Below are 24,103 nucleotides of genomic sequence, written 5' to 3' on the forward strand. Positions count from 1 at the left end.
AAAGATCGGATGTATATGCAATCAGGGCGAGTGGCCATTGAGAGCAATACAGGAAAGAATCTTTACTATTCAAAATCGAGCGCCAGTCTTACATGATCGCCACAGCCTTGCAAGACCTTTGGCGGAGGTTCACCGGAGGGACGAAACCCTCGCGAGAGTGGGCCTTGCGCCCTCGGAGTGGAGATGTAACACTGACCACCCAGAACTAACTGAAAGGTTTCTTTCCAGAAAGTGACCTTTCCCGAGGCCCGCCCAACTGGGTAAATATGCGCGGAGTGGGCCTTTTGCGTACCAATTTCCAGCGCGATTGCGTGAGCGACCGGGCCCGCGGCCAAAAAAGGAGCCCTGCGTGTTCCAATCAGAGACCGTTCCAACCGGCCGGCCGGTGACGGAGTACCCCCTGTCACCCGGCCAGCAGCGGCTCTGGTTTCTGCACCGGCTCGACCCAGGCGACTCGACCTACAACACATCCTATGTTTACAGGTTGAAAGGTCGCCTTGACAGGGCCGCCCTGGAGGCCGCGTTCACCGCCGTGGCCACCCGGCACGAGAGCCTGCGGACCAGGTTCCGCGAGGTGGACGGGAAGCCCCTGGCGATCGTCGACCCGCCCTCGCCGGTAGCCGTCGAGCGGCTGGCGGCCCGGGACGCGCGGGAGGCCGCCGCGCTGGTCTCCGCCCTCACCAACACGGCCTTCGACTTGACCGCCGCGCCGCCGTTCCGGGTCTCGCTGATCGAGCTCGGCCCCGAGGAGCACGTGCTCTGCGTCGTCCTGCACCACATCAACGGCGACGGCTGGTCGCTGAACGTGCTCCGCTCCGAGGTCGCCGTCCACTACGGCAGCCGGGGCGGCGCGCCGCTGCCCGAGCTTCCCCTGCAGTACGGCGAGTACGCGCGCGACCTGCGCCCCGCGGACTCCGAACTCCGCTGGTGGACCGAGCGGCTCGCCGGGGTGCCCGCCCTGGAACTGCCGACCGACCGGCCGCGCCCCGCCCGGCGGACCGGCGAGGGCGCCGAGGTCGACTTCCGGATCGAGGCCGATGTGGCCGCCTCGATCGGCGCCCTCGCCCGGCGTGCCCGGTGCACGCCGTTCATGGTGCTGCTGGCGGCCTACCAGGTCCTGCTCCACCGGCACACCGGCCAGCGCGACTTCTGCGTGGGCACCCCCTCGGCCGGTCGCGGCAGCACCGAACTGGAGACCATGATCGGTTTCCTCGCGACCACGCTGGCCCTCCGCTGCGACCTGTCCGGCGACCCCACCTTCGACGACCTGCTCAGACGCACCCGCAGGATGGTGCTGGACGGGCTCTCGCGGCAGGAGATCCCCTTCGAGCGCCTGGTGGCGGACCTCGACCTGGAACGTGATCTCAGCCGCACGCCGCTGTTCCAGACCATGTTCGCCTTCCACACCCACGGCGAGTGGGCCGAGCCCCTGCCCGGCCTCGACGCCACGCCCTTCCCCAACGGCTGGTCCCGTGCCCGGCTCGATCTGTCCATGGACCTCTCCCCCGGCGACGACGGCCACCTGTACGGCACCGTCATCTACAGCACCGAGCTGTTCGACCGCGAGAGCGTGGCACGGCTGGTCGCCCGCTTCCAGGAACTGCTCGCGGCCGTGGTGGCCGCCCCCGGCTCGCCGGTGAGCTCGCTGCGGATGCTGCCGGACGCCGAGCTCGCCCTGCTGGCGGAGTGGAACGACACCGGGACCGAAACGCCCGAGATCACGCTGGTCGACCTGCTGCTCGAACAGGCCGCGGCGACCCCGGGCGCGATCGCGGTACGGGCCGTGCCCGCCGGCACCGCGCCGGCGGGCGGATCCGGAGCGGAGGAACTCACGTACGCGGAACTGGCCGGGCGGGCGGCGGAGTTCGCCGGGCGGCTGGGCGCGGCCGGGATCGGGCCTGGCTCGCTGGTCGCGGTCCGGATGGAACGCGGCGTCGACATGCTCGTCGCCCTGCTGGGCGTGGCGATGAGCGGCGCGGCCTACCTGCCCGTCGACCCCGACTACCCCGAGGCCCGCGTCACGTACGTGATCGAGGACTCCGCGGCCGCGCTGGTCCTGACCGGCCTCGACGACCTTCCCCCGGCGACCGCGGCCCCCACCACGCCCCCTGCTGTGACCCCCGCTGTGACCCCCGCTGTGCCCCCTGCTGTGATCACGCGACCACGCCCCGGCGACACCGCGTACGTGCTCTACACCTCCGGGTCCACCGGGCGGCCGAAGGGGGTGACGGTGCCCCACCGGGCGCTGACCAACCTCCTGCTGGCGATGCGCGCGCTGCTGCGCTCCGAGCCCCGGGACGTGTGGCTGGCGCTGACCTCGCTGTCGTTCGACATCTCCGCCCTGGAGCTCTACCTGCCGCTGGTGACCGGTGGCCGGGTGGTCGTCGCCGACGCGGAGACGGCCCGTGACGGCTCGCGGCTCGCGCGCCTGATCAGGGACGAGGGCGTGACCCACGTCCAGGCCACCCCATCGGGCTGGCGGGTCCTGCTCACCGGGGACCTGCCGCGCGTGGTGGGCCTGACCGGCGGTGAGCCGCTCGCGCCCCGGCTCGCCCGCGAGCTCCGCCCGCGCCTCGACCGGCTCGTCAACGTCTACGGCCCGACCGAGACCACCGTCTGGTCCACCGCCTGGGACGTTCCAGAACATCCCGGCGAGATCGTCATCGGCCGCCCGATCGCCAACACCGTCGTCCAGGTCACCGACCCCGCCGGCGAACCGTGCCCGATCGGGGTGGCCGGAGAGCTGCTCATCGGCGGCACGGGGGTGGCCACCGGCTATCTGGGCCGCCCGGCCCTGACCGCGGAGCGCTTCGTCCCCGCCCCCGGCGGCTCGCGGCACTACCGGACGGGAGACCGCGTCCGTCTCCGCAACGACGGCACCCTGGAGTTCCTCGGCCGTACCGACGACCAGGTCAAGCTGCGGGGTCACCGCGTCGAACTCGGCGAGATCGAGGCGGTGCTCGACACCCACCCCGGCGTGCGGCAGACGGTCGTCGCGGTGCGCGGGGACCGGCTGGTGGCCTTCACCGTGCCCGCCGCGCCATCGCCCGCGCGGCCAGGAGCGGACGGCCGCGGAGCGCTCCACGGTCTCGGGGAGCACGCCGCGCGCGAGCTGCCCGGCTACCTGGTGCCCAGCGTGTTCGTCGAGGTGGAGGCGTTGCCGCTGACCCCCAACGGGAAGGTCGACCGCAACGCGCTTCCCGAGGTGGACGGGACGCCCGCACGGGACACGACCGCCCCCCGCACCCCCGCCGAGCGGATGGTCGCCCAGGTCTTCGCCGAGGTGCTCGGGACGGCGAAGGTCGGGGCGCACGACGACTTCTTCACCCTGGGCGGGCACTCGCTGCTGGCCACCATGGTCACCTCACGGCTGGCGGCGCTGTCCGGAACGGAGATTCCCGTCCGCGAGGTGTTCACCCGGCCGACGGTCGCCGGGCTGGCGGAACTGCTGCCCGACCCCGGCGTCCCGGTCGCGAAAGCGGGGTCCGGCCTCGGCGTCGCGGCCCGCGAGAGCGACGGGCCGCGCCCGAGGCCCGAGGGAACCGCTCCGCCGCTCTCCTTCGGCCAGGAACGGCTCTGGTTCCTCAACCGGCTCGACCGAGACGACGCGTCGTACAACATGTGCCTGGTCAGGCGGCTGCGCGGGCCGCTGGACCGGGACGCCCTGGCCCGCGCCCTGGCGGGCGCGGTCGCCCGCCACGAGAGCCTGCGCACCCGTTTCCCCGAGGTGGACGGCGTGCCGGTCGTGGTCATCGATCCACCGGGTCCCGTGGCCCTCGACGAGACGAACGCCGCGGACGAGGCCGAGGCACAGGAACTGGTCTCGGCGCTGACCAACGCGCCCTTCGAGCTGGCCGCCAGGCCGCCCCTGCGCGTCGCGCTGATCCGGATCGCCGAGGACGACCACGTCCTGTGCGTCGTGCTCCACCACATCCTCGGCGACGGCTGGTCGCTCAACCTCGTCTTCGACGAGGTGTCACGCCTGTACTCCGGCGACACCGCCCTGCCCCCGGTCCCGCTCCAGTTCGGCGACGTCGCCCGCTGGCAGCGCGAGCGCGACCTCGGCGGCCTGCTCGGCTACTGGCGGGACAGGCTCGCCGGCCCCACCCCGCTGGACCTGCCGGTCGACCGGCCGCGCACCGCCGGGGCCGCCAGGCGCGGCGAGGTGGTCACCGTCCGGCTGGACGAGGCCGAGGCCGCCGCCCTGGCCTGGCTGGGCAGGGAGCACGGCGCCACCATGTTCATGGTCCTGCTCGCCGCCTACCAGGTTCTGCTGTCCCGGCACAGCGGCCGGAGCGACATCCTCGTCGGTACGGCCACCGCCGGCCGGGACCGGGTCGAGCTCGAACCGGTCGTCGGCTATCTCAGCGACACCCTGGTCATGCGCGGCGACCTGTCGGCCGACCCCGTCTTCTCGGACCTGCTCCGGGAGACCAGGACCGGTGTCCTGGACGCCTTCTCGCACCGCGGCGTGCCGTTCGAGGAGCTGGTGCGGGCCCTGGGGGGCGAGCGCGACCTCACCCGCACACCGCTGTTCCAGACCATGCTCATCCTGCACACGCAGGACTCCGGGCAGGCCCGCGACGCCTTCGGCGGGCTGACCGCCACGGTGTTCGAGCACGGCATGCGGCAGGCCAAGCTGGAGCTGATGCTGGAGGCATGGCAGGACGAGCACGAGCTCATGCTCAGCTTCGCCTACGACGCCGAGCTCTTCGACCGGGCCACGGTCGAGGCCATGGCCGCACGGTTCCACCTGCTGCTCACCGCGCTGCCCGGCGCGTCCGGCGACCGCGTCTCGGAGCTGCCGCTGCGCACCGAGGACGACGACGCCCTGCTCCTGCGCCTCTCCCGCGGCCCGGTGCGGCCCACCGCCGCCTCGGTGCCCGACCTGTTCGCGGCGACCGTACGCGACACGCCGGACGCGGTCGCGATCGGCTGCGGAGGTGCCACGCTCGGCTACGCCGGGCTGGACGCCCGCGCCGACGAGCTGGCCGCGCTGCTGCGGGGGCACGGCGTCACCGGTGGCGATGTGGTCGGCGTCTGCCTGGACAGATCGCCCGACGCCGTCGCGGCCCTGCTCGCGGTCTGGCGGGCCGGGGCGGCCTATCTGCCGCTGGACCCGGACCACCCCGCCGAACGGCTCGCCTTCATGCTGGACGACAGCGCCACCCGCCTCGTCCTCACCTCGGCGGCCCTGCGCGACCGGCTGCCCCCCACCACCCCGGTCGTCCAGCTGGACGACCGGCCCCCCGCTCCGGAGGCCGGCCGGCCCGCCGATCCGGCGGCACCGGACGGCGGGGCCGCCTACGTGATCTACACCTCCGGGTCCACCGGAACGCCGAAGGGGGTCGTGGTCTCGCACCGCAACCTGGCCGCCCGCGTCGCATGGATGCGCGAGGCGTACGGGCTGGGTCCGGGCGACCGGATGGTCCAGTTCGCCTCGCTGAGCTTCGACACCCACGCCGAGGAGATCTACCCGGCGCTGGCCGCCGGGGCCCGGCTGGAGCTGCTGCCCGAGGGCGGCGTCACCCTGCCCGACCACCTCGACCAGGTCACCGTGCTCGACCTGCCCACGGCCTACTGGCACGCGCTGGTCGACGACATCGACGAGATCGCCTGGCCGCCGACCCTGCGCCTGGTGATCCTCGGCGGCGAGCAGGTGCACGAGGCGGCCGTGGCCCGCTGGCGCCGGCGCTTCGGCGACCGGACACGGCTGGTCAACACCTATGGCCCGACCGAGGCGACGATCATCGCCACCGCCGCCGAGCTGGACGGCTCCCCGGGACGGCCGCCCATCGGCGTCCCGATCGCCGACACCTCGGTCCTGCTCCTGGACGCCGCCGGCCAGGAGGTCCCGCCGGGAGCCCCCGGTGAGCTCTGCGTCGGCGGGGCCGGGGTGGCCACCGGCTACCTCGCCAGGCCGGGCCTCACCACCGAGCGCTTCCCCGTCCTGCGCGGAGAACGGATCTACCGGACCGGCGACCTGGCGCGCTGGCGGTCCGACGGGCGGCTGGAGTTCCTCGGCCGCCTCGACGACCAGGTCAAGGTCCGCGGCTTCCGGATCGAGCCCGGCGAGATCGAGGCGTGGCTGCTGACCCACCCCGGTGTCGGCCAGGCCGCGGTGGCGGTGCGCCGGGAGACCCTGGTCGGCTACGTCGTCGGCACGGCCGGCGGCGAGGAACTGGCCGGATACCTGGCCGGGGCGCTGCCCGCCCACATGGTCCCCACGCTCTGGGTGAACCTCACGACCCTGCCGCTGACCGGGAACGGCAAGCTCGACCGGGCCGCGCTGCCCGCGCCCGAGGCCGGCCCACGGACGAGAACCGCCCCGCGCGGCGACGCCGAGGAACTGGTGGCCGAGATCTTCGGCGAGGTGCTGGGCATCAAGGAGGTCGGCGCCTTCGACGACTTCTTCGCGCTGGGCGGCCACTCGCTGCTGGCCACCCGCGCCGTCGCCAGGCTCCGTGCCGCCGTCGAGGTGGACGTGCCGATCCGCACCCTGTTCGCGCGGAGCACCGTGGCCGACCTCGCGGCGGCGGTGGAGGAACTGCTCGTCGCCGAACTGGCCGAACTGTCCGACGAGGAGGCCGCGCGCCTCATGGAGACCGGGAGCTGAGATGGACTACCACGTCGTGGTCAACCACGAGGAGCAGTACTCGATCTGGCCGGACGGCCGGGACCTGCCGGACGGCTGGCGGCACGAGGGCGCCCGGGGTACCAGGGAGGACTGCCTCGCCCACATCGACCGGGTCTGGACCGACCTGCGCCCGCTCAGCGCGCGGAGGTCCTGAAGATGTCCGACCGAGTGGTGCCGGGGAGCGTACGAGAGGAGACCGTCATGGTCAGGGAACGGCTGGCGGCGATGGTGGCCTCGGCGTCCGACGGTGCGGTCACGGCCGGGGAGGCACTGAGCGCCACGGTCCCGCTGTCCGCGCTGGGGGTCACCTCCCTGGCGCAGATGCGGCTGATCGACGCGGTGGAGGCCGAGTTCGGAGTGGAGATCGACCTGTCGGACGACGGGCTCGACCTGCTGGACGACCTGGGCGCGCTGGAACGCCACATCGACGAGGTACGGCGCTCGCACTCCTGACCTCCGACTCCTAACAGCAGGGGGAGCACATGGACATCCGGTTCTCGGGGAGCCGGTCGGGGACGGCACCGCTGACCTGGGGGCAGCGCGCCATCTGGGACACGATCCAAAGGACGGCGCCGGACGACCACTACTTCAACTTCGGCCGGGTGCTCGCCGTGCCCCGGCGGGCCGGACCGCTCACCGTGGCGCGGGCCGCCGAGGTGCTGCGCGCGCTGGTGGAACGGCACGAGTCGCTGCGCACCAGGCTGGGCGAGCCCCCGTACGGTACCCCGGACGCTCGCGGGTACGGAGACAGCGGCGGCCCGGAGCCGTGGCAGGTGCTGGAGACCGGCGGGGCCGTCCCGGTCACCGTCTCCGAGGGCGACCCCGAGCGGCTGCGGGACGCGCTGGCACAGACCGCCTTCGACTACCGGAACGAGTGGCCGCTGCGGATCGGGCTCGTCGTCGAGCGCGGCGAGGTCACCCACATCGTGCTCGTCTTCTGCCATCTGGCCGCCGACGGCCTCGGGGCCGAGGTGGCGGTCACGGATCTGCGGCTGCTCCTGCTGCGCGGCTCCCTGCCGGGCCCGCCCCCGCCCTCACCGCTGGATCTGGCCCGCTGGCAGGGCTCCGAGCGAGGTCTGAAGGTCGCGAGGATCGCCGCCGAGCACTGGGAGAGCGAGTACCGGCGCATCCCGCCGACCATGTTCGACCGGCGCGAGCAGGCACCCGCGGATCCGCCGATCTGGCGGGCGCGACTCGTCTCGCGGGCGATGGACCTGGCGGTGCGGCGGATCGCCGCCGTGCGCGGCACGAGCACCTCGACGGTCCTGCTGGCCGCCGCGTCCGTACTCGCCGGGAAGGTGAGCGGCCACGACGTGTGCGCGATGCTGCCGATCGTGGGCAACCGCTTCCGCGGCGACACGGCCGGCGCCGTCACCACGCTCTCCCAGGAGGGCCTGTTCGTGCTGGACCTGCGCCGGGGCGACTTCACCGGGCTGCTGCGCGCGGCCAGGCCCGCCGCGCTGCGTGCCTACCGATCCGCCTACCACGACCCCGCCGAGCGGGACGGGATCACCGAGCGGGTCAGCCGGGAGCGGGGCACGCCGATCCACCCGTACTGCTGTTTCAACGACATGCGCTTCGCCGACCAGGTGGACGCCTCCCCCGACGAGCGGACCGTGCGGGACGCGCTGGCGGAGACGACCCTCGGCTGGCCGCTCAGCCAGGAGAAACTCAACTGCCGGTTCTGCCTGCACGTGACCGGCGAGCCCGGCGGGCTGGGCGTCTCGCTCACCGCCGACACCCGCCACCTGTCCCGCCCCGCGATGGAACGCTATCTCCTCGATCTGGAGTCCCTGCTGGTCGAGGCCGCGTTCCGCGAGGTGCTGGAGCCCGTCGGTTGACTCCTCTCCCGGACCGGAACCCGGACGCTCCCCGCCGGAGGTGCCCGACGACGGTCCACGCCCACCCCGGCCGGCGCCCACCGCCCGGCCTCCTGCCCGGAACCGGAGCCCGATGACGGTCCACGCCTACGCCGAGTCGACGTCCTGCGTCCAGGGCGGCTCACTCCGCTTCCACCTCGCCCGCGCCTCCCGGGCCCCGCTGTGCGGCTCGGTGCTGATCGAGGACGTGGCCACGGGCCTGGCGGTGCTCGAAGGGGGGTTCACCGGCCCGTCCTGGACGCTCGACGTCTCCGCCGGCTGGCCCAGCTCGCTCTACCGCGCGATCTTCACCGCCGACGAGGGTGTCTGCGAGGTCTACTTCGTGGTACGGGCCGCCAGGGCCGGCTCGCCGATCCTGCTGTCGATCCCGTTCCCGACCTGGCAGGCCTACAACCGGGCGGGCATTCCCGGCGAGTCCATCTACTGGACCGAGCAGGCCACCCGGGCCTCGCGCGTCTCCTTCGACCGGCCGGGCGGCGGGCCGCCGCCCGAGCGCTGGGAGGAGGGCATGATCCGCTGGCTGGGCCCCGCCGGATACGACGTCGACTACTGCTCCGCCCTGGACCTGCACTCCGGGTGCGAACTGCTGGCCGGCTACCGGCTGCTGATGGTCAGCGGGCACGACGAGTACTGGTCGGCGGGGATGCGCGACAGCGTCGAGGAGTTCGTCGGCCGGGGCGGAAACCTGGCCGTCTTCTCCGGCAACACCTGCTGGTGGCAGTTCCGGCTGGAGGACGACGGGCGCACCATGGTCTGCTACCGCGACGCGGTCGCCGATCCGATGGCCACGGTGAATCCCGCCCTCACCACCGTCGAGTGGTCCAGCGCGCCGGTGAACCGTCCCGAGAACGGCCTGACCGGGGTCAGCTTCCGGCACGGCGCGGGGACCTGGGGTCCGTACATGCGGCTCATGCACGAGGAGTCCTACACGGTCCGCTTCCCCGAACACTGGGTGTTCGAGGGCACCAAGCTGGGCGAGGGCGACACCTTCGGCAGGGGCGCCATCGGCTACGAGACCGATGCCTGCGACTTCACCGAGGTGGACGGCGTGCCGGTGGCCACCGGGCGGGACGGCACCCCGCCCTCCTTCGTCATCCTGGCCACCGCCGACCTGCGGCACTGGCACCGGTACGGCCAGGGCGGCATGGCCACCATGGGCGTCTTCGGCCTCGGCGCCGGGACCGTGTTCACCGCCTCCACCGTGAACTGGGGAAACACCCTGCACGACCCGGCGGTGGAGCGGATCACCCGCAACGTGCTCGACCGGCTCTCCCGCCGCGTCTCCGGCTGGGAGGTGATCGGCTCCGGTGGCTCGATCCGCGCGCTGACCGCGTGCGACTCGCGGCTGTACGGGGTGGGCACCGACGACGCGCTGTACCGCAGGGACGTCGGCGGCCAGAACCTGCGCTGGCGCCGCATCGACTCGGGCGGCGGCGTCGTGGCCATGGCCACCCCGCGCGAGGCGTCCGGCACCAGGCCCGTCGGCCTGTACGGGCTGACCGGCGACGGGCGTCTCGTCTACCGCGACCCGGGCACGAGGGCCCCATGGGTCACCCTCGGCGACGCCCCGCCGGGCGGGGTGGGGCTGGCCCTGGTGGACGGCGACCTGTGGGCCGTCACCACCGCCGGTGGGCTGTGGCACCTGCCCCCGGACGCCGCGGAGTGGATCCCGGCCGACGAGAACATGGGCGAACTCCCGGGCGCGGTGGCCATGACCGCCATGAACGGCCGCTTCTACGCCGTCGACCTCGCCGGTCGGGTCCGCACCCGGCTGCCGCTGCCGGGCCCCGGCGAGTGGGCCGACCTCTGCCCCGCCGACGGGAGCACCACGCTCACCGCCCACGCCGGCCGCCTGATCGGCACCGCCCCTGGCGGGCACCTGCGCTGGCGGTCGCCCCTGCCGGACCGGTAGCCTCTTCCGCCGCGGAAGGGGCGCGTAGGGCGCGCCTCACCGGCGCGCGGGACCTTTCGACCGTCAGACGGAGACCGGGCCGTAGACGGCGCAGGGGGCGCCGGTGGTCATGGCCCAGTAGCGGTCGCCGTAGGACCAGTGCCACCACTCGGTGGGGTAGTTGACCAGGCCGGCCGTCTCCAGGGCCGTACCGAGGATCCTGCGGTGGTGACGGGCCTCGGCGGACAGGCCCGGGGCCTCGGTGTAGCAGGCGCCGCCGCTCTGCTCGGGGGTGGCGTTGAGCGGGGTGCCCATGTCGAGCTCGGTCCCGTCCTCGGCGGACAGGGTCAGATCGACCGCCGCTCCCGCGGTGTGCGGGGCGATCTCGACGGGCGAGACGTAGCGGCTCGCCGCGCTCCGGAGCTCCGCGGGCGACATTTCCGGAAATGTCGCCCGCAACTCCGCCGAGTAGTCATCGAAGATCTTTTTCTGGGTCGCCGGTGGCCGGTAGCCCTCCACGACCAGCAGCCGGTATCCCCCAGGAAGCTGCGCCTGCGCCTTCTCCAGCCGGTCCAGCAGCCCGAGCCGCAGGTGGGCGAAGGCCCCCTCGGCGTCGGCGAGGCGCCGGTCCGTCTCCAACCGCCCCCGCACGTCGATCAAGGGTTCACCGGACTCCTCGACGGGGATCGAGGCGACTCTGGCGTCGGAGATCAGCACGATGTCACGCATGACGGCAATTCTTCACCAAACACCCGTCGGCTGGAGACCCGGTTCTCCAGAAGGAGGGCACGGCCTGGTCGGCGGATCGTCAACTTCGGCCTTCCCGGCAGAGCGGAGCTCAGTCGGCCGCCGGCGTCCTCCGGGTGGAAGGACGTCAGACGGTGACATCAGACGGTGTCGGAGAACACCTGCTCCCGAGCCTGCTGCAACGCCGACACCAGCGCGCCGCGCAGTACGGGGTTGCCCCTGACCCGCGAGACCACGACCCTGGGCTGGCTCGGGCAGACCCGGGCCACGGCATCCTGCACCCTGGCGGCGAGCGCGTCCCCTCCCGCCCTGCCGACGTCGCCGCTGAGCACGATCAACCCAGGGTCCAGGACCACGGCGACCGCGGCGACGCCGACCGCCAGCCGTCCGGCCAATTCGTCCAGGAACGCCTCGGCGCCCGCCGCGACGGCCGTGCGGACACGTTCCCCCACCGGAGTCGCCTCGGTGACGGAACCGATGCCGTAGGCGCTCGCGAGCCCGGCCACGGCGTCGCCGCCGACCAGGCGCTGGAACGAGCCCGACTGGGGTTCGCTCACGTCGGTGGGGAGCGGCTCGCCCGGGACGGGAAGCCAGCCGATCTCACCCGCGCCGCCGGTGAAACCGCGGTGCAGCCGCCCGCCCAGCATGACGCCGAGCCCCTGGCCGACCCCGGCCCAGACGAGCACGAAGTCGTCGACGCCCAGCGCCGCGCCGTGCGCGCGCTCGGCCAGCGCGGCCAGGTTCACGTCGTTCTCGATCGTCACCGGGACGCCGAGGTCGCGACGGAGCTCGGCGAGCACGCCGTTGTGCCAGGAGGGCAGGTCGAAGGAGAAGCGCACGTCGCCGGTGCCGGGGTCGACGACGCCCCGGGTGCCGATCACGAAGGCGCGGAGCCGGTCCGCGGCGATGCCCGCGGCCCCGCACGCCTGGCCGACCGCACCGCGCACCAGCCGTACCGGGTCGTCGTGCCCGCTGGGGTCGGCCGAGACCTCGGCGACGAGTGTGCCGGTGATGTCGGCGATCCCGGCACTGATCCGGTCGGGGAGCACGTCAAGCCCGGCCACGTACGCGCAGGAGGGCACCACCCCGTAGAGCGCGGCGTTGGGGCCGCGCCCGCCGGCCTGCTCGCCGACCACCGCGACAAGGTCTCGCTCCTGGAGCCTGGCGAGCAGCTGACCCGCGGTCACCTTGGAGAGCCCGGTGTGTTCTCCCAGCTCAGCCCGGGTCAGCGGGCCGCTGGACAGCAGGAGCTCCAGCGCCGCGCGGTCGTTGAGCTGGCGCAGCAGCCGGGGTGTTCCCGGGCGTGTGGACAAGGCCGTCCTCCCCGTCACGATCCGCTAACGATCGTTTCTTTTAAGAAAGTTTCTTGTTAGTTTAACCCTAGCCAGCCCGCAGGCAAGTGATCGGAACCGCGGGTTGCGACAGTTCCGACAGCTCCCAGTGAGTGCAACGGGTCGCGGGGGCCCCGGCCATAACAGATGAGTGCAAACTCCGGCGAAAGCCTGAAAGGGAGAACTCCAGTGAAGTTCGCGAGAATCGCCACCACGACGGCCACCACGGCCGCCCTCGCCCTGGGTCTCGCCGCGTGTGGCAGCAACGAGCCCGCCACCCCGGCCGCCGGCTCCGACGCGTCGGCACCCGCCGCGTCCGGCCCCAAGTTCGCAGGTCAGACCCTGACCGTCTGGCGCCTCGGCGCTCCGGACGAGAAGCAGGACAAGCTCATGGGCGACCTGAACGCCAAGTTCAAGGAGACCACCGGCGCCGAGGTCAAGCTCCAGTGGGTGCCGTGGCCCGACGCGCAGGCCAAGTGGACCGCCGCGCTCGCCGGCGGCGAGGGCCCCGACGTCACCGAGTTCGGCAACGACCAGGTCGCCGCCTGGGTGGCGCAGGACGCGCTGACCGACATCACCGAGATCGTCAAGGCGAACCCCGACTTCCAGCAGATCCCGCAGAACCTGTGGGGCTACGAGACGGTGGACGGCAAGATCTACGCCGCCCCGTGGGGTGGCGGCACCCGCGCCGTCCTCTACCGCAAGGACTGGTTCGAGGACCTGAAGATCGAGGTGCCCAAGACCTGGGAGGAACTCGTCGCGGCGGGCAAGAAGATCGTCGCCGAGAAGGGCAAGGACGTCGACGGCTTCGCCTTCAACGGCGGCTCCGACGCCAACATGTCGCTCTCCCCGTTCGTCTGGTCGGCCGGCGGCGACTTCGCCGCGTTCGAGGGCGGCAAGTGGGTCGGCAAGCTGACCGAGCCCGGGTTCAAGGAGGGCTTCCAGTACTACACCGACCTGGTCACCAAGCACGGCGTCTCGCGCAAGTCCGCGCTGACCCAGAACTCGGTGGACATCGCGACCCGCTTCGCCAACAGCAAGGTCGGCATGTACGTGACCGGCGGCTGGGACATCACCACGATCAAGGAGCAGAGCGGCGGCAAGGTCGACGACTCGAAGATGGCCTTCTTCTCGCTCCCGGCCAAGGACGGCAGCGGCCCGGCCCCGGCCTTCCAGGGCGGCAACGACATCGCCATCTGGAAGGACACCAAGAACCTCGAACTGTCCGCCGAGTACGTCAAGCTGGCCGCCGGCAAGGAGTTCGGCACCCGCTACGCCAAGGAGGGCGGCCTGCTGCCGCTCTACCCGGAGGCCCTGACCGAGTACGCGTCCGACCCGGTGCAGGCGCCGTTCGCCGAGACCTTCAAGGTCGCCAAGGGCTTCCCGAACGACACCAACTGGGCCGAGGCCAACGACACCAAGGCGGTCCTGCAGAGCGCGGCCCGCTCGGTCATCGAGGGTAAGAAGGACGTCGACACCGCGCTGGCCGACGCCAACAAGGAACTCGAAGAGATCCTGAACCAGTAGTCATGGCGAACACCTCAACCATCGCCCGGGACGGGGGCTCCCCCTCCGTCCCGGCGCGGGGGCACCGAGGCGCCAAGCCCCCGCGCAGGTCCAGCGGGCTGCCCGTCCGGGTGGTCCCCTACGCGCTGCTCGTCCCCGGCCTGATCGTCATCGCGGGCCTGCTGCTCTACCCGCTCTTCCAGATGGTCGTCATGTCCTTCCAGAACGTGGGACTGCGGCAGATCCGGGGAGTACCGGCCGAGTCCGTCGGCCTGGAGAACTACCAGAAGCTCATCGAGTCCGAGTTGTTCTGGACCTCGCTGCGCAACACGGTGGTCTTCGCCGTCGTCACGGTGGCGCTCACCCTGCTGCTGGGCACGCTGGTCGGCCTGCTCCTGCACAAGCTGGGCAAGAAGATGTCGACCTTCCTGATCATCGGCATCATGGCCGCCTGGGCCACCCCGCAGATCGCCACCGCGATCATCTGGCGCTGGCTGTTCGACGCGGAGTCGGGCGTCATCAACTGGGCGCTCAACGCGCTGCCCGACTGGCTCTCCTCCCTGCTGTTCGGCCGCTCCGACTGGACCGGCGAGCCGTGGCTGAACGACGCGTTCACCATCTACCTGGTGCTGATCATCGCGGTGGTCTGGGCGTCGTTCCCGTTCATCGCGGTCTCGGTGCTGGCCGGGCTGAAGAGCATCTCCAAGGAGCTGTACGAGGCGGCCAGGGTGGACGGCGCCTCCGCATGGCGGATCTTCTGGAAGATCACCTTCCCGCTGCTGAAGCCGGTCTTCGCGGTGCTCACCGTGCTCTCGGTGATCTGGGACTTCAAGGTCTTCACCCAGCTGTTCGTGCTGGCGGGCGGCACCTCCAACCGGGAGGCGTTCAACCTGTCGCTGTTCGCCTTCACCCAGGCCTTCAGCGCACCGCCCAAGATGGGCATGGGCGCGGCCATCGCGGTGGTGCTGACGCTGATCCTGCTCTTCATCACCTTCTTCTACGTCCGCCAGATCGTGAAGACGGAGGACGTGCGATGACGACGTACGGCAGGCGCGGGCCGCAGGGAGCTCTCCGGCGGCGTAAGCGACTCGGCACCATCGGCCTGAACACCGCGGCCGTCCTGGTGTTCCTGTTCGCGGTCTTCCCCGTCTACTGGATGGTGAGCACCGCCTTCAAGAGCAGCGAGCAGATCTTCACGACGGACTTCATCCCCTTCCCCACCGATCCCACCCTCGAACACGTGCGGCGGGTCTTCACCGAGGGCGTCGCCGGCCACTCCATCTGGCGTTACCTGCTCAACAGCTCCATCGTGGCCCTCGGCACCGTGCTCATCGGCGCGGTCTTCTCGCTGCTGGCGGCGACCGCGGTGGCCCGCTTCCGCTTCCGCGGGCGCACCTCGTTCCTGATCCTGCTGCTCATCGTGCAGATGGTCCCCGGCGAGGCACTGCTCATCCCGCTGTTCATGATGGTCAGGCGGGCCGGGCTGTACGACCAGCTCCTCGGCCTCATCGTGGTGAACGTCGCGATGACGCTGCCGTTCGCCATCTGGATGCTGCGCACCTTCGTCGCGGCGGTTCCCAAGGAGCTGGAGGAGGCCGCCTGGATCGACGGCGCGAGCCGGTTCAGCACCTTCTGGCGGGTGCTGTTCCCGCTGGTGGCCCCCGGCCTCGTCGCGACGAGCATCTTCTCGTTCATCACCGCGTGGAACGAGTTCGTGTTCGCGCTGACGCTCATCGGCGACCAGGGCAGCTACACCATGCCGGTGGCGCTGCGCTACTTCGTCAGCCAGCGGTCGGTGGACTGGGGCGGCATCATGGCCGCCTCCACCCTGATGACCATCCCGGTCATCGTCTTCTTTCTCCTGGTGCAGCGGCGGATGGTCTCCGGACTCGTCGCTGGCGCCGTCAAGGGCTGATCCCCCATCGGTGCTGGTACGGCTCGCACCCACAAGGCGCGAGCCGTACCAGCCCTGCCTGTTCCATGTCCGCTCCCCCTACATCTCAGGTAAGGAACACCTACCGCCATGTCTGAGCTCATCGCGGATCGCGGCGATCAGGGGCTGCGTCGTCTCGCGGCCGGCACTCTGCTCGCCGCGTTCCAGGGCACCGAGGCACCCGAGTGGGTCCTGCGGGAGCTGGCGAACGGTCTCGGCGGCGTCACGCTCTTCGGCTTCAACGTCGCCGACGCCGCGCAACTGTCCGCCCTCACCTCCCGGCTGCGTGAGACAAGCGACCCGGTCATCTCGCTGGACGAGGAGGGGGGCGACGTCACCAGGCTCGCCTACCACGTCGGCAGCCCGTATCCCGGCAACGCCGCCCTCGGCGCCGTGGACGACGTCGAGCTCACCCGGCGGGTCTACCGGTCCATCGGCGACGACCTGGCCCGGTGCGGCGTCAACCTGGACATGGCCCCGTCCGCGGACGTCAACACCGCCGAGGACAACCCGGTGATCGGCACCCGCTCGTTCGGGGCCCAGGCCGCGCTCGTCGCCCGGCACACCGTCGCCGCCGTACACGGCCTGCAGTCGGCCGGTGTGGCCGCCTGTGTCAAGCACTTCCCGGGCCACGGCGCGACCCGGCAGGACTCCCATCTGGAGGTCCCGCTCGTCGACGCCTCCGCCGAACTGCTGCGCGAGCGCGAACTCGTGCCCTTCCGCGCCGCGATCGAGGCCGGAACCAGGTCCATCATGACCGCGCACGTGCGGGTCCCCGCCGTCACCGGCGGGCTTCCCGCGACGCTCTCCCCCGCCACCCTGACCGGTCTGCTCCGCGGCGAGCTGGGCTACGACGGTGTGATCGTCACCGATGCCCTCGACATGCGGGCCGTCACCGACACCTACGGCCTGGCAGGCGGCTCGGTGCTCTCCCTCGCCGCCGGAGCCGATCTGCTCTGCCTCGGCCCGATCCCCACCGAGGACGACGTCCGCCGGATCCTGGACGAGATCGTCGCCGCCGTACTGGACGGGCGGCTGCCCACGTCCCGCCTGGAGGAGGCCGCCGAGCGGACCTCCGCCCTGCGCGCCTGGTTCGGCACGCCCCGCACGGGTGAGGCCGAGCGGGACGTGATCGGCCTCACCGCCGCCCGCCGCGCGGTCAGCCTCACCGGCTCGGCGCCTCCCCCGGTCGACCCGCTGGTGGTGGAGGTGGACACCCCGCCGACCATCGCGGTCGGCGACGTGCCGTGGGGTTTCACGCCGCTGCTGCCGCGGGCGGAGGTGCTGCGGGTCAAACCGGAGGCCGCCGACGTGCCGGGCATCCTGGAACGCGCCTCGGGCCGCTCCCTGATCGTCGTCGTCAAGGACGCCCATCGCTACGAGGCCAGCAAGTCGGTGATCTCCGCGCTGCTGGCCGCCCGCCCCGACACCACGGTGGTCGAGATGGGCCTGCCGATCTGGCGCCCCGAGGGCGTGACCTACGTGGCCACCTACGGCGCCGCCCGCGCCAACGCGCAGGCCGCCGCCGAGCTCCTCGGCGTCTGAGCGCCCGTCCCGGGCCCTAGGATGGCCCGGGGCGGGAAGGCTCCAGCAGTTCCGAGACCCTCGCGCCGGGTTCCACGGCGAGGGCGCGCAGCAGCGCGCGCAGGTGACCCGCGATCCGGGACACATCGTCGTGACCGATCACGGCGGGGTTGAAACGGAGGCCGAGGGTGAGACTCCGCGCCGCGTCCACGGCCTGGACGTGCAGCGCGCCGTGGGCCACCCCGTTGAAGACGGTCCACTCCACCCCCGCCCCGATACCGGGGAACTCCGGGACGGCCGCCCTCCTGCGGTAGCTGAACAGCACCGGTGCGGCGGGCGGCTCCGGCGGCGCGTGCCGGAACCGGTACATGGCGTGGAGCTCGGCCCGGACCGTACGCAGGTAGGCGGGGAACTCCTCGTCGGGGCCGGGATGCGGGGCGAACGGCACCCGCGCGACGAACGGCCCGATGCGCTCGCGCGTCCGGCAGGTGCGGGTCCCGAGGTCGAGGGCGAGCGGCGAGACGACGGTGCCGTAGCCCCGCAGCAGCACGCCCACCGCCGCCAGGAGCAGCTCGAACCTGGTCGCGCCGAGAGTCGCGGCGGCCTCGGTGAGGGCGCCGGACTCCGCGGCGCCGAGCACCATCTCGACGATCTCACCGGGACCGGTGCCGTGCGGGACGGTGCGCAGGCCGGGCAGGACCGGTTCGACGGGCTCGCGCTCGCGCCTCCTCCAGAACTCCTCGGCACCGTCGGGCGGCGCCGGGTCCCATGTCGCGGACGGCGTACCGTCCGGCGGTGGAAGGGGCGCACGCGAGAAGTAGGCGTCGGCCAGGTCGCGGACCAGGAGGTCCTTCGAACCGGCGTCGAACACCCGCGCGTGCGCGGTGAAGAGCAGCCGGACGCGCTCGTGCCCCACCCTGACGAGCGTGAACCGGGCGAGCGGACCGCGCTCCAGGTCGAACGGGCGGGTGGCCTCGGCCGTCGCGACCCCGGGGTAGCCCTCGGGGGTCGACTCCGTACGGGTGACCCTGACCCGGCCGAGCACCGGGTGCCTGCCGGCCACGGCGGCGCACGCGCCCAGCAGCGCCGGGGTGTCGACGGGGCCGTTCAGGTGCAGCGCCAACGGGATTCCCCGCAGGTCGAAGGGGGTGTGCGCCATCCTGTCCTGCTCCCTCGCAGGTGATCTCTCCTCGGGTGGGCACCGGGGCGCGGGTCACGCCCGGTAGAAAATTATTAGGAAAGTTTCTTGTTTATTTATGCATCCTGAATGCTACACATGTGGTACGCCTGAGACAAGCGACGTGTGACGAACCGAGCCGGAGGCGTTGATGATCGTTCGTGGCGGCCGGACGGGCGGGCCCAATGGTGCGAGCCCCGAACTGGCCCGGCTTGCCGACACCGTGCTGCAACCCGGATTCGTGGGCGTGGAGGCGCCCGACTGGCTGCGGAGGCGGCTCGCCGAAGGGCTCGGCGGGGTCGCGCTCTACTCCCGGAACCTCGTGGACGGCGAGCAGGTCAGAACACTGACCGCCGCGCTGCGCGCGGAGAACCCCGACGTGGTGATCGCCACCGACGAGGAGGCGGGCGACGTCACCCGGCTGGAGGCGCTCACCGGCAGCTCGCGCCCCGGCAACCTCGCACTCGGCGCGGTGGACGACCCCGAGCTGACCGAGCTCATCGCCCGGGAGGTCGGGCTGGACATGGCCGCCGCGGGCATCGACCTCAACTACGCCCCCGTGGTCGACGTCAACTCCGACCTGGACAACCCCGTCGTCGGCACCCGCGCGTTCGGCACCGACCCCTGGCTGGTCGCCCGGCACGCCCGCGCCTGGGTCACCGGCCTCCAGTCCGCCGGGGTGGCCGGCTGCGCCAAGCACTTCCCCGGTCACGGCGCCACCGCCGTCGACTCGCACCACGACCTGCCGACCGTCGCCTATTCGGCCGAGGAACTCGCGGCCACCACGCTCCCGCCCTACCGGGCCGTCATCGAGGCCGGGGTACGGGCCGTGATGACCGGCCACCTGCTCGTCCCCGCCTACGACCCCGACTCTCCCGCCACCATGAGCGGCCGCATCCTGGTCGGGCTGCTCAGGGAGGAACTCGGCTTCGACGGGCTGATCGTGACGGACGGCGTGGAGATGCCCTCGGTCGCCGGGCGGTACGGCGTGACCGGGGCGGCGGTCCGCGCCCTCGCCGCCGGAGCCGACGCGATCTGTGTGGGCGGTGAGCGCAAGGGGCCCGGAGTGGTCGGCTTCATCCGCAACGCCATCATGACCGCGGTGGCCGACGGCACCCTTCCCGAGGAACGCCTGGCCGAGGCCGCCTCCCGGGTTCGCAGCCTGGCCGCCTGGTCCGCCGCGCGGCGCCGGACGGCCGGGGCGGCGGCCCCGGACGGCGGACCCGCCGGCCTCGCCGCGGCCAGGCGGGCCCTGCGGGTCCGCGGCGACGGGCTCCCGCTGCCCTCGGCGCCGCAGGTGATCGAACTCGTCTCCGAGACGAACATCGCCGTCGACCGTGCCACCCCGTGGGGTGTCGCCTCGCCGCTGGCCGCACTGCTGCCGGGCACGACGGCTCTCCGGCTCGGCGCCGAAGACGCGCTCCCGCCTCCCGCCGCCGGGCGCCCGCTGGTGGTCGTGGTCCGCGACGCCCACCGGCACGCCTGGGTCGCGGACCGCCTGGGCGCCCTGCTGTCACGCCGCCCCGACGCGATCGTGGTGGAGATGGGCCTGCCGGGTCCGGCCACCCCCGGTGCCACGCACATCACCACCCACGGTGCGACCGCCGCCTCGGGCCGGGCCGCCGCCGAAATCCTGGCGGGCCACCACCGGCCGCGGGACTAGAGCGCGTTCTGCGGCGTTGTCGTCGCCCGCGACTCCGTCATGAGCTCCTCCTCCGCCTCGCGGGACGTCCGTCCGGCCGGTCCGCAGCGCGGGTGAAGATCCACAAAACCCGTCTCAGGAGGCGAAGATCTCTTCCCGGGCCTGTTCCAGAGCCGCGATGACGGCCCCGCGCAGCACCGGGTTGCCGGTCACCTCGCTGGCCACCACCTGCGGCCGGACCGGGCAGCTCCTGGCCACCGCCTCCTCGATCCTGAAGGTGAGCGCGTCACCTCCGGCCCTGCTGACCTCGCCGGCGAGCACCACGAGCCCGGGGTCGAGCACGACGCACACCGACGCCACGCCCAGCGCCAGCCGCCCGGCGATGTCGTCGATCAGAGGCTCTCCCCGCTCCCCCGCCGCGACCGCCGCCGCGACGCACTCGGCGGCGCTCTCCCCCTCGAAACCGTACGTCGCGGCGAGTTCGGCGACCGCCTCGGCGCTGACCAGGGACTGCAGGCCACCGGCGAGCGACGGCAGCCTGCCCGGCACGGCCCGCACGTCCTCGGCCAGCGGCACGCCGGGCACCGGCAGATAGCCGATCTCGCCCGCGCTGCCGGACCGGCCGCGGTGCAGCCGCCCGCCGAGCACGACACCGAGGCCGATGCCGCGGCCCACCCACAGGAGCACGAAGTCGTCGACCTCCCGGGCGGCGCCCAGGGTGCGCTCGGCGATGGCGACGAGGTTCACGTCGTTCTCTATCCTGACGTCGCGGCGCAGGTCACGGGCGAGCGCCTCGTGGATGCCCTCGTGCCAGCCCGGCAGGTCGAAGGAGAACCGCACGTCGCCGGTGCGGGGGTCGACCACGCCCGGAGTGCCGATGACGACCGCGCGCAGCTTGGAGAGCGCGACCTTGGCGGACCGGCAGGCCTTGACCACCCCGCTGTGCACGAGGGCGACCGGATCCTCATGCCCGTTCGGCGCCACCCGCACTTCGGCGATGATCTCCCCATGGATATCCGCGATGGCGGTCGTGACGAATTCCGGGCCGACATCCAGGCCCGCCACATAGGCCGAGGAGGAAATAATCCCATAAAGCGCGGCATTAGGCCCGCGTCCCCCCGCCTGCTCCCCCGCCACCTCCACCAGGCCACGGCCTTCCAGGCGGGCGAGCGTCTGGGAGGCCGTCACCTTGGAAAGACCCGTGAGCTCCCCGATCTGCCCCCGTGTCAGCGGCCCGGAGGCGAGCAACAACTCCAGGGCGGCCCTGTCGTTGATCTCCCTCAATAGCCTGGGCACGCCAGGACGTCGCTCCATACGCATGCTCTCTTGTTCGCCGTTTCCCTGTCGCAATTACATTCAAGCAAGAATAACGGTTCTATTCATTAATAAGACTTCCCGATAGTTTAGCCCGGCGGAGGCCCGGCGGAGGTGCCGCGAGGGCCCCCGCCGCGCCGCACCCCCGTTCGCGGTCACGTCCTCCAGGACGGGCCTCTCCGGTTTTCGCACGCCGCCCGCGCACCGCCGCCCAGGCGTGGCGAACCACCGCGAATCCAGAAAATCAAGGGCTTGCGACGTCGACACGGTGCGTGGAACACTCCCAGAAATGGTAAAGATTCTTTTCAGTAAGCCCCTTGCCGACCGGTGACGAGGCAGGTCTCGACATGGATACCGTCCCGAGGATCACGGCCGACTACACGGGGCCACAGGCCCGGCGGGGGCCCGTGACCATGGGCCAGGCCAACATGGCGCGTTGCGTGCTCCGCGACCCACCGCTGCACATGAACTTCCGCGTCACCAAGCGCGTCCCCGGGAGGAGGTCCCTGCCCGCCGTCGCCGAGGCGATCGGACGGCTGCTCTCCCGGCACGAGGGACTGCGGGCCACCATCCACTCCGGCGTCCAGGTCGTGGCCGGTTCCGGCTCGCTGCCCGTCGAGGTGCACGGCGCCGGGACCGGCCTCGCGGACGAGGTCGCCGAGGATGTGGGCCTGCGGATGCAGGGCACCCGATTCGATCTGGAGGGCGAGCTTCCGATCAGGGTCGCCGTGATCACCGAGGACGGGGAGCCTCGCCTGGTGGTGTTCGTCCTGCCCCACACCTCGGTCGACGCCATCGGCCTGGCCATCCTCATGCGGGAGTGGGAGCGCCTGATCCGGGGAGTCGCCGTACCGGCGCCGTACCCGATGCAGCCGCTGGACCTCGCGACCGCCGAGGGCACCCCGGTGGCCCTGCGCCGGACCGAGGCGGCGCTGCGGCACTGGGAGGACGGCCTGCGGCGGGCACCGCAGTCGATGTTCACGGTCGACGAGACCGCCGACGCCGACGCGATCCGGCCCCGGTTGCGGGTCCGCTCGGCGCCGGCGGCCAAGGCGCTGGAAGCCGTCGCGAGCCGCACGGGGGCCAGCCGCTCGGCGATCACACTCGCCGCGCTGGGCGTCCTGATCGGCCTGTGGAACACACAGCGGACCTGCGTGATCGCGTCGCTGGCGAGCAACCGGGTACGGCCCGAGCTGCGTGACTACGTCGGGCCGCTGGCCCAGGACGCGCTGATCACCGCGGAGCTGGACGTCCGCACCTTCGACGAGGCCGTCCGCCGCTTCCGCGGCGCCTCCCTCTCCGGATACCAGCACAGCCGTTTCGACTCCACGGCGCTCTGGGAGGTGATCGAGGCGGTCAACGCCGAGCGGGGTGTGAACTTCGCCCGTGACTGCGTCTTCAACGACATGAGCGGTGTCATCGGCTCCGCGCCGGAACCGGCGCCCGCCGCCGAGGTCGAGTGCGACTGGCTACCGGAGGCCTCGCTTCCCGCACACCTCGCACTCTGGGCCAACCAGCTGACGGAGGTGGTGGACCTGACGCTCTGGATCGATCCGCGAGTGATGAACCGGGAGCAGGCGGAGGGCTTCGGGACCGGGCTCGCCCGGCTCCTGATCGCGGCCGGAGACGGGGACGTCCAAGCTTGCGACATTACGAATATATCGGGAATTTCGCCTATCGAGCGTGATGCGGACTGGATCTACACCGACTCCTGCTGGGTGAGCCTCCGCGCGGTGGAGCGGCTCGTCGGTGAGGCGGTCCAGGGAGGACCTCATCTCGTGACACACACCCCGGACGGGCTCCTGACCTGCCACGTCACCTCGGGAACCGCCGAGGAGATCCACGCGGCCTGCCTCGCCCTGCTGCCGGGCCGCACCGCCGCGATGGCCCCCCACCGCTACGTCGTGCACGCCCCGGCACCCACCGGCGCGTCGCCTTACGGCCCCGTCCTCACCGAGGGCGACGGACGTCCTTCGACGTCTCGGTGCCCCTCGCGCGTAAGTAACCAATAGCAGGCGGGATAATCGGTTACATGCGCCTATCCGCTCGTGTCGACTATGCCCTCCGTGCCGCCGCCGAACTCGCCGCCGCAGGTGACGGCCCCACCACGGTAGGGGAGCTGGCCAAAGAGCAGGACATGCCTCCCAAGTATCTTGAGAACATCCTGCTCCAAATGCGCCGCGCCGGGCTGGTCCGCGGCCAGCGCGGTCCCGAGGGGGGCTACGTGCTGGCCCGCCCGCCCGCCGAGATCAGCCTGGCCGATGTGATCCGTGCCGTTGACGGCCCGCTCGCCAACGTCAGGGGGGAACGGCCCGAGCACGTCGGCTACCGGGGTCCCGCCGAGTCGCTGCAGCAGGTCTGGATCGCACTGCGCGCCAGTGAGCGGGCGATCCTGGAGGAGGTCACGCTTGAGAACGTGGCCACCGGGGCCCTGCCCGAGCGGGTTCGCAGCCTGTCAGCCGACCCCGCGGCCTGGGACTGACCGTGCCGCCCGCGACATCCCCCGTGATCGTGCCGGTAC

General features: G+C 72.1%; 16 protein-coding genes. 12 read left to right on the plus strand and 4 right to left on the minus strand.

Annotation, left to right across the window (positions count from 1 at the left end; translation table 11 throughout):
- The first annotated feature begins 349 nt into the window (after positions 1–349).
- The 5 genes from AB0K21_RS10775 (at position 350) to AB0K21_RS10795 (ending at position 10,429) form a co-directional block, all read left to right on the plus strand.
- Complete coding sequence (locus AB0K21_RS10775) at positions 350–6,616, plus strand: amino acid adenylation domain-containing protein (protein ID WP_364149212.1); 6,267 nt, start codon at positions 350–352, stop codon at positions 6,614–6,616.
- A gap of 1 nt (position 6,617) precedes the next feature.
- The gene (locus tag AB0K21_RS10780) at positions 6,618–6,791 is read left to right on the plus strand and encodes an MbtH family protein (protein ID WP_350913117.1); all 174 of its coding nucleotides are present in this window, start codon (positions 6,618–6,620) and stop codon (positions 6,789–6,791) included.
- Positions 6,792–6,793: 2 nt separating this feature from the next.
- A complete protein-coding gene (locus tag AB0K21_RS10785) occupies positions 6,794–7,090 on the plus strand; it encodes an acyl carrier protein (protein ID WP_364149214.1) in 297 nt (98 codons plus the stop codon).
- A gap of 29 nt (positions 7,091–7,119) precedes the next feature.
- Complete coding sequence (locus AB0K21_RS10790) at positions 7,120–8,478, plus strand: condensation domain-containing protein (RefSeq protein ID WP_364149216.1); 1,359 nt, start codon at positions 7,120–7,122, stop codon at positions 8,476–8,478.
- Positions 8,479–8,590: 112 nt separating this feature from the next.
- Positions 8,591–10,429 (plus strand): N,N-dimethylformamidase beta subunit family domain-containing protein, encoded by a 1,839-nt coding sequence (locus AB0K21_RS10795; protein WP_343982529.1) that lies wholly within the window; start codon positions 8,591–8,593, stop codon positions 10,427–10,429.
- A 63-nt stretch (positions 10,430–10,492) separates the two neighbouring features.
- Here AB0K21_RS10795 and AB0K21_RS10800 read toward each other — a convergent pair whose 3' ends face one another.
- Both AB0K21_RS10800 and AB0K21_RS10805 read right to left on the minus strand, forming a co-directional pair.
- Positions 10,493–11,137 carry a M15 family metallopeptidase gene (locus AB0K21_RS10800; RefSeq protein WP_364149219.1) on the minus strand — a complete coding sequence of 215 codons (645 nt, stop codon included), beginning with the start codon at positions 11,135–11,137 and terminating at the stop codon, positions 10,493–10,495.
- 158 nt (positions 11,138–11,295) lie between these two features.
- Positions 11,296–12,468, minus strand: a complete 1,173-nt coding sequence (locus tag AB0K21_RS10805; RefSeq protein WP_343982535.1) for an ROK family transcriptional regulator — start codon at positions 12,466–12,468, stop codon at positions 11,296–11,298.
- A gap of 207 nt (positions 12,469–12,675) precedes the next feature.
- Between AB0K21_RS10805 and AB0K21_RS10810 the strand changes: the two genes are divergently transcribed.
- From AB0K21_RS10810 to AB0K21_RS10825, 4 genes are all read left to right on the plus strand, one after another.
- Positions 12,676–14,013, plus strand: coding sequence for an extracellular solute-binding protein (locus AB0K21_RS10810; RefSeq protein ID WP_343982538.1), 1,338 nt, complete (start codon positions 12,676–12,678; stop codon positions 14,011–14,013).
- A gap of 2 nt (positions 14,014–14,015) precedes the next feature.
- Positions 14,016–15,029, plus strand: a complete 1,014-nt coding sequence (locus AB0K21_RS10815) for a sugar ABC transporter permease (RefSeq protein ID WP_343982541.1) — start codon at positions 14,016–14,018, stop codon at positions 15,027–15,029.
- A complete protein-coding gene (locus AB0K21_RS10820) occupies positions 15,026–15,907 on the plus strand; it encodes a carbohydrate ABC transporter permease (protein ID WP_343982544.1) in 882 nt (293 codons plus the stop codon). The genes AB0K21_RS10815 and AB0K21_RS10820 overlap by 4 nt, the downstream gene beginning before the upstream one ends.
- Positions 15,908–16,015: 108 nt before the next feature.
- Positions 16,016–17,470, plus strand: a complete 1,455-nt coding sequence (locus tag AB0K21_RS10825; RefSeq protein WP_343982546.1) for a glycoside hydrolase family 3 N-terminal domain-containing protein — start codon at positions 16,016–16,018, stop codon at positions 17,468–17,470.
- 16 nt (positions 17,471–17,486) lie between these two features.
- Here AB0K21_RS10825 and AB0K21_RS10830 read toward each other — a convergent pair whose 3' ends face one another.
- Complete coding sequence (locus tag AB0K21_RS10830) at positions 17,487–18,608, minus strand: condensation domain-containing protein (protein ID WP_343982549.1); 1,122 nt, start codon at positions 18,606–18,608, stop codon at positions 17,487–17,489.
- A gap of 169 nt (positions 18,609–18,777) precedes the next feature.
- Here AB0K21_RS10830 and AB0K21_RS10835 point away from each other — a divergent pair, with 169 nt between their 5' ends.
- Positions 18,778–20,289 (plus strand): glycoside hydrolase family 3 N-terminal domain-containing protein, encoded by a 1,512-nt coding sequence (locus AB0K21_RS10835; protein WP_364149222.1) that lies wholly within the window; start codon positions 18,778–18,780, stop codon positions 20,287–20,289.
- Between the two features lie 114 nt (positions 20,290–20,403).
- On the opposite strand, the gene AB0K21_RS10840 is transcribed toward AB0K21_RS10835, so the two are convergent.
- Positions 20,404–21,582, minus strand: a complete 1,179-nt coding sequence (locus tag AB0K21_RS10840) for an ROK family protein (RefSeq protein ID WP_343973764.1) — start codon at positions 21,580–21,582, stop codon at positions 20,404–20,406.
- A gap of 347 nt (positions 21,583–21,929) precedes the next feature.
- Here AB0K21_RS10840 and AB0K21_RS10845 point away from each other — a divergent pair, with 347 nt between their 5' ends.
- Positions 21,930–23,594 carry a condensation domain-containing protein gene (locus tag AB0K21_RS10845; RefSeq protein ID WP_364149225.1) on the plus strand — a complete coding sequence of 555 codons (1,665 nt, stop codon included), beginning with the start codon at positions 21,930–21,932 and terminating at the stop codon, positions 23,592–23,594.
- A gap of 20 nt (positions 23,595–23,614) precedes the next feature.
- Positions 23,615–24,064 (plus strand): Rrf2 family transcriptional regulator, encoded by a 450-nt coding sequence (locus AB0K21_RS10850; protein ID WP_326637143.1) that lies wholly within the window; start codon positions 23,615–23,617, stop codon positions 24,062–24,064.
- The last annotated feature ends 39 nt before the right edge of the window (positions 24,065–24,103 follow it).

The organism is Streptosporangium sp. NPDC049248 (assembly GCF_040678965.1).
In the GTDB taxonomy this organism is placed as follows: domain Bacteria; phylum Actinomycetota; class Actinomycetes; order Streptosporangiales; family Streptosporangiaceae; genus Streptosporangium; species Streptosporangium fukuiense.

What these genes read in the sequence shown, in the direction of transcription:
- AB0K21_RS10780 (WP_350913117.1), top strand. Translation starts at nt 6,618, where the DNA reads ATGGACTACCACGTCGTGGTCAACCACGAGGAGCAGTACTCGATCTGG.
- AB0K21_RS10785 (WP_364149214.1), top strand. Translation starts at nt 6,794, where the DNA reads ATGTCCGACCGAGTGGTGCCGGGGAGCGTACGAGAGGAGACCGTCATG.
- AB0K21_RS10790 (WP_364149216.1), top strand. Translation starts at nt 7,120, where the DNA reads ATGGACATCCGGTTCTCGGGGAGCCGGTCGGGGACGGCACCGCTGACC.
- AB0K21_RS10795 (WP_343982529.1), top strand. Translation starts at nt 8,591, where the DNA reads ATGACGGTCCACGCCTACGCCGAGTCGACGTCCTGCGTCCAGGGCGGC.
- AB0K21_RS10800 (WP_364149219.1), bottom strand. Translation starts at nt 11,137, where the DNA reads ATGCGTGACATCGTGCTGATCTCCGACGCCAGAGTCGCCTCGATCCCC.
- AB0K21_RS10815 (WP_343982541.1), top strand. Translation starts at nt 14,016, where the DNA reads ATGGCGAACACCTCAACCATCGCCCGGGACGGGGGCTCCCCCTCCGTC.
- AB0K21_RS10820 (WP_343982544.1), top strand. Translation starts at nt 15,026, where the DNA reads ATGACGACGTACGGCAGGCGCGGGCCGCAGGGAGCTCTCCGGCGGCGT.
- AB0K21_RS10825 (WP_343982546.1), top strand. Translation starts at nt 16,016, where the DNA reads ATGTCTGAGCTCATCGCGGATCGCGGCGATCAGGGGCTGCGTCGTCTC.
- AB0K21_RS10830 (WP_343982549.1), bottom strand. Translation starts at nt 18,608, where the DNA reads ATGGCGCACACCCCCTTCGACCTGCGGGGAATCCCGTTGGCGCTGCAC.
- AB0K21_RS10835 (WP_364149222.1), top strand. Translation starts at nt 18,778, where the DNA reads ATGATCGTTCGTGGCGGCCGGACGGGCGGGCCCAATGGTGCGAGCCCC.
- AB0K21_RS10840 (WP_343973764.1), bottom strand. Translation starts at nt 21,582, where the DNA reads ATGGAGCGACGTCCTGGCGTGCCCAGGCTATTGAGGGAGATCAACGAC.
- AB0K21_RS10845 (WP_364149225.1), top strand. Translation starts at nt 21,930, where the DNA reads ATGGATACCGTCCCGAGGATCACGGCCGACTACACGGGGCCACAGGCC.
- AB0K21_RS10850 (WP_326637143.1), top strand. Translation starts at nt 23,615, where the DNA reads ATGCGCCTATCCGCTCGTGTCGACTATGCCCTCCGTGCCGCCGCCGAA.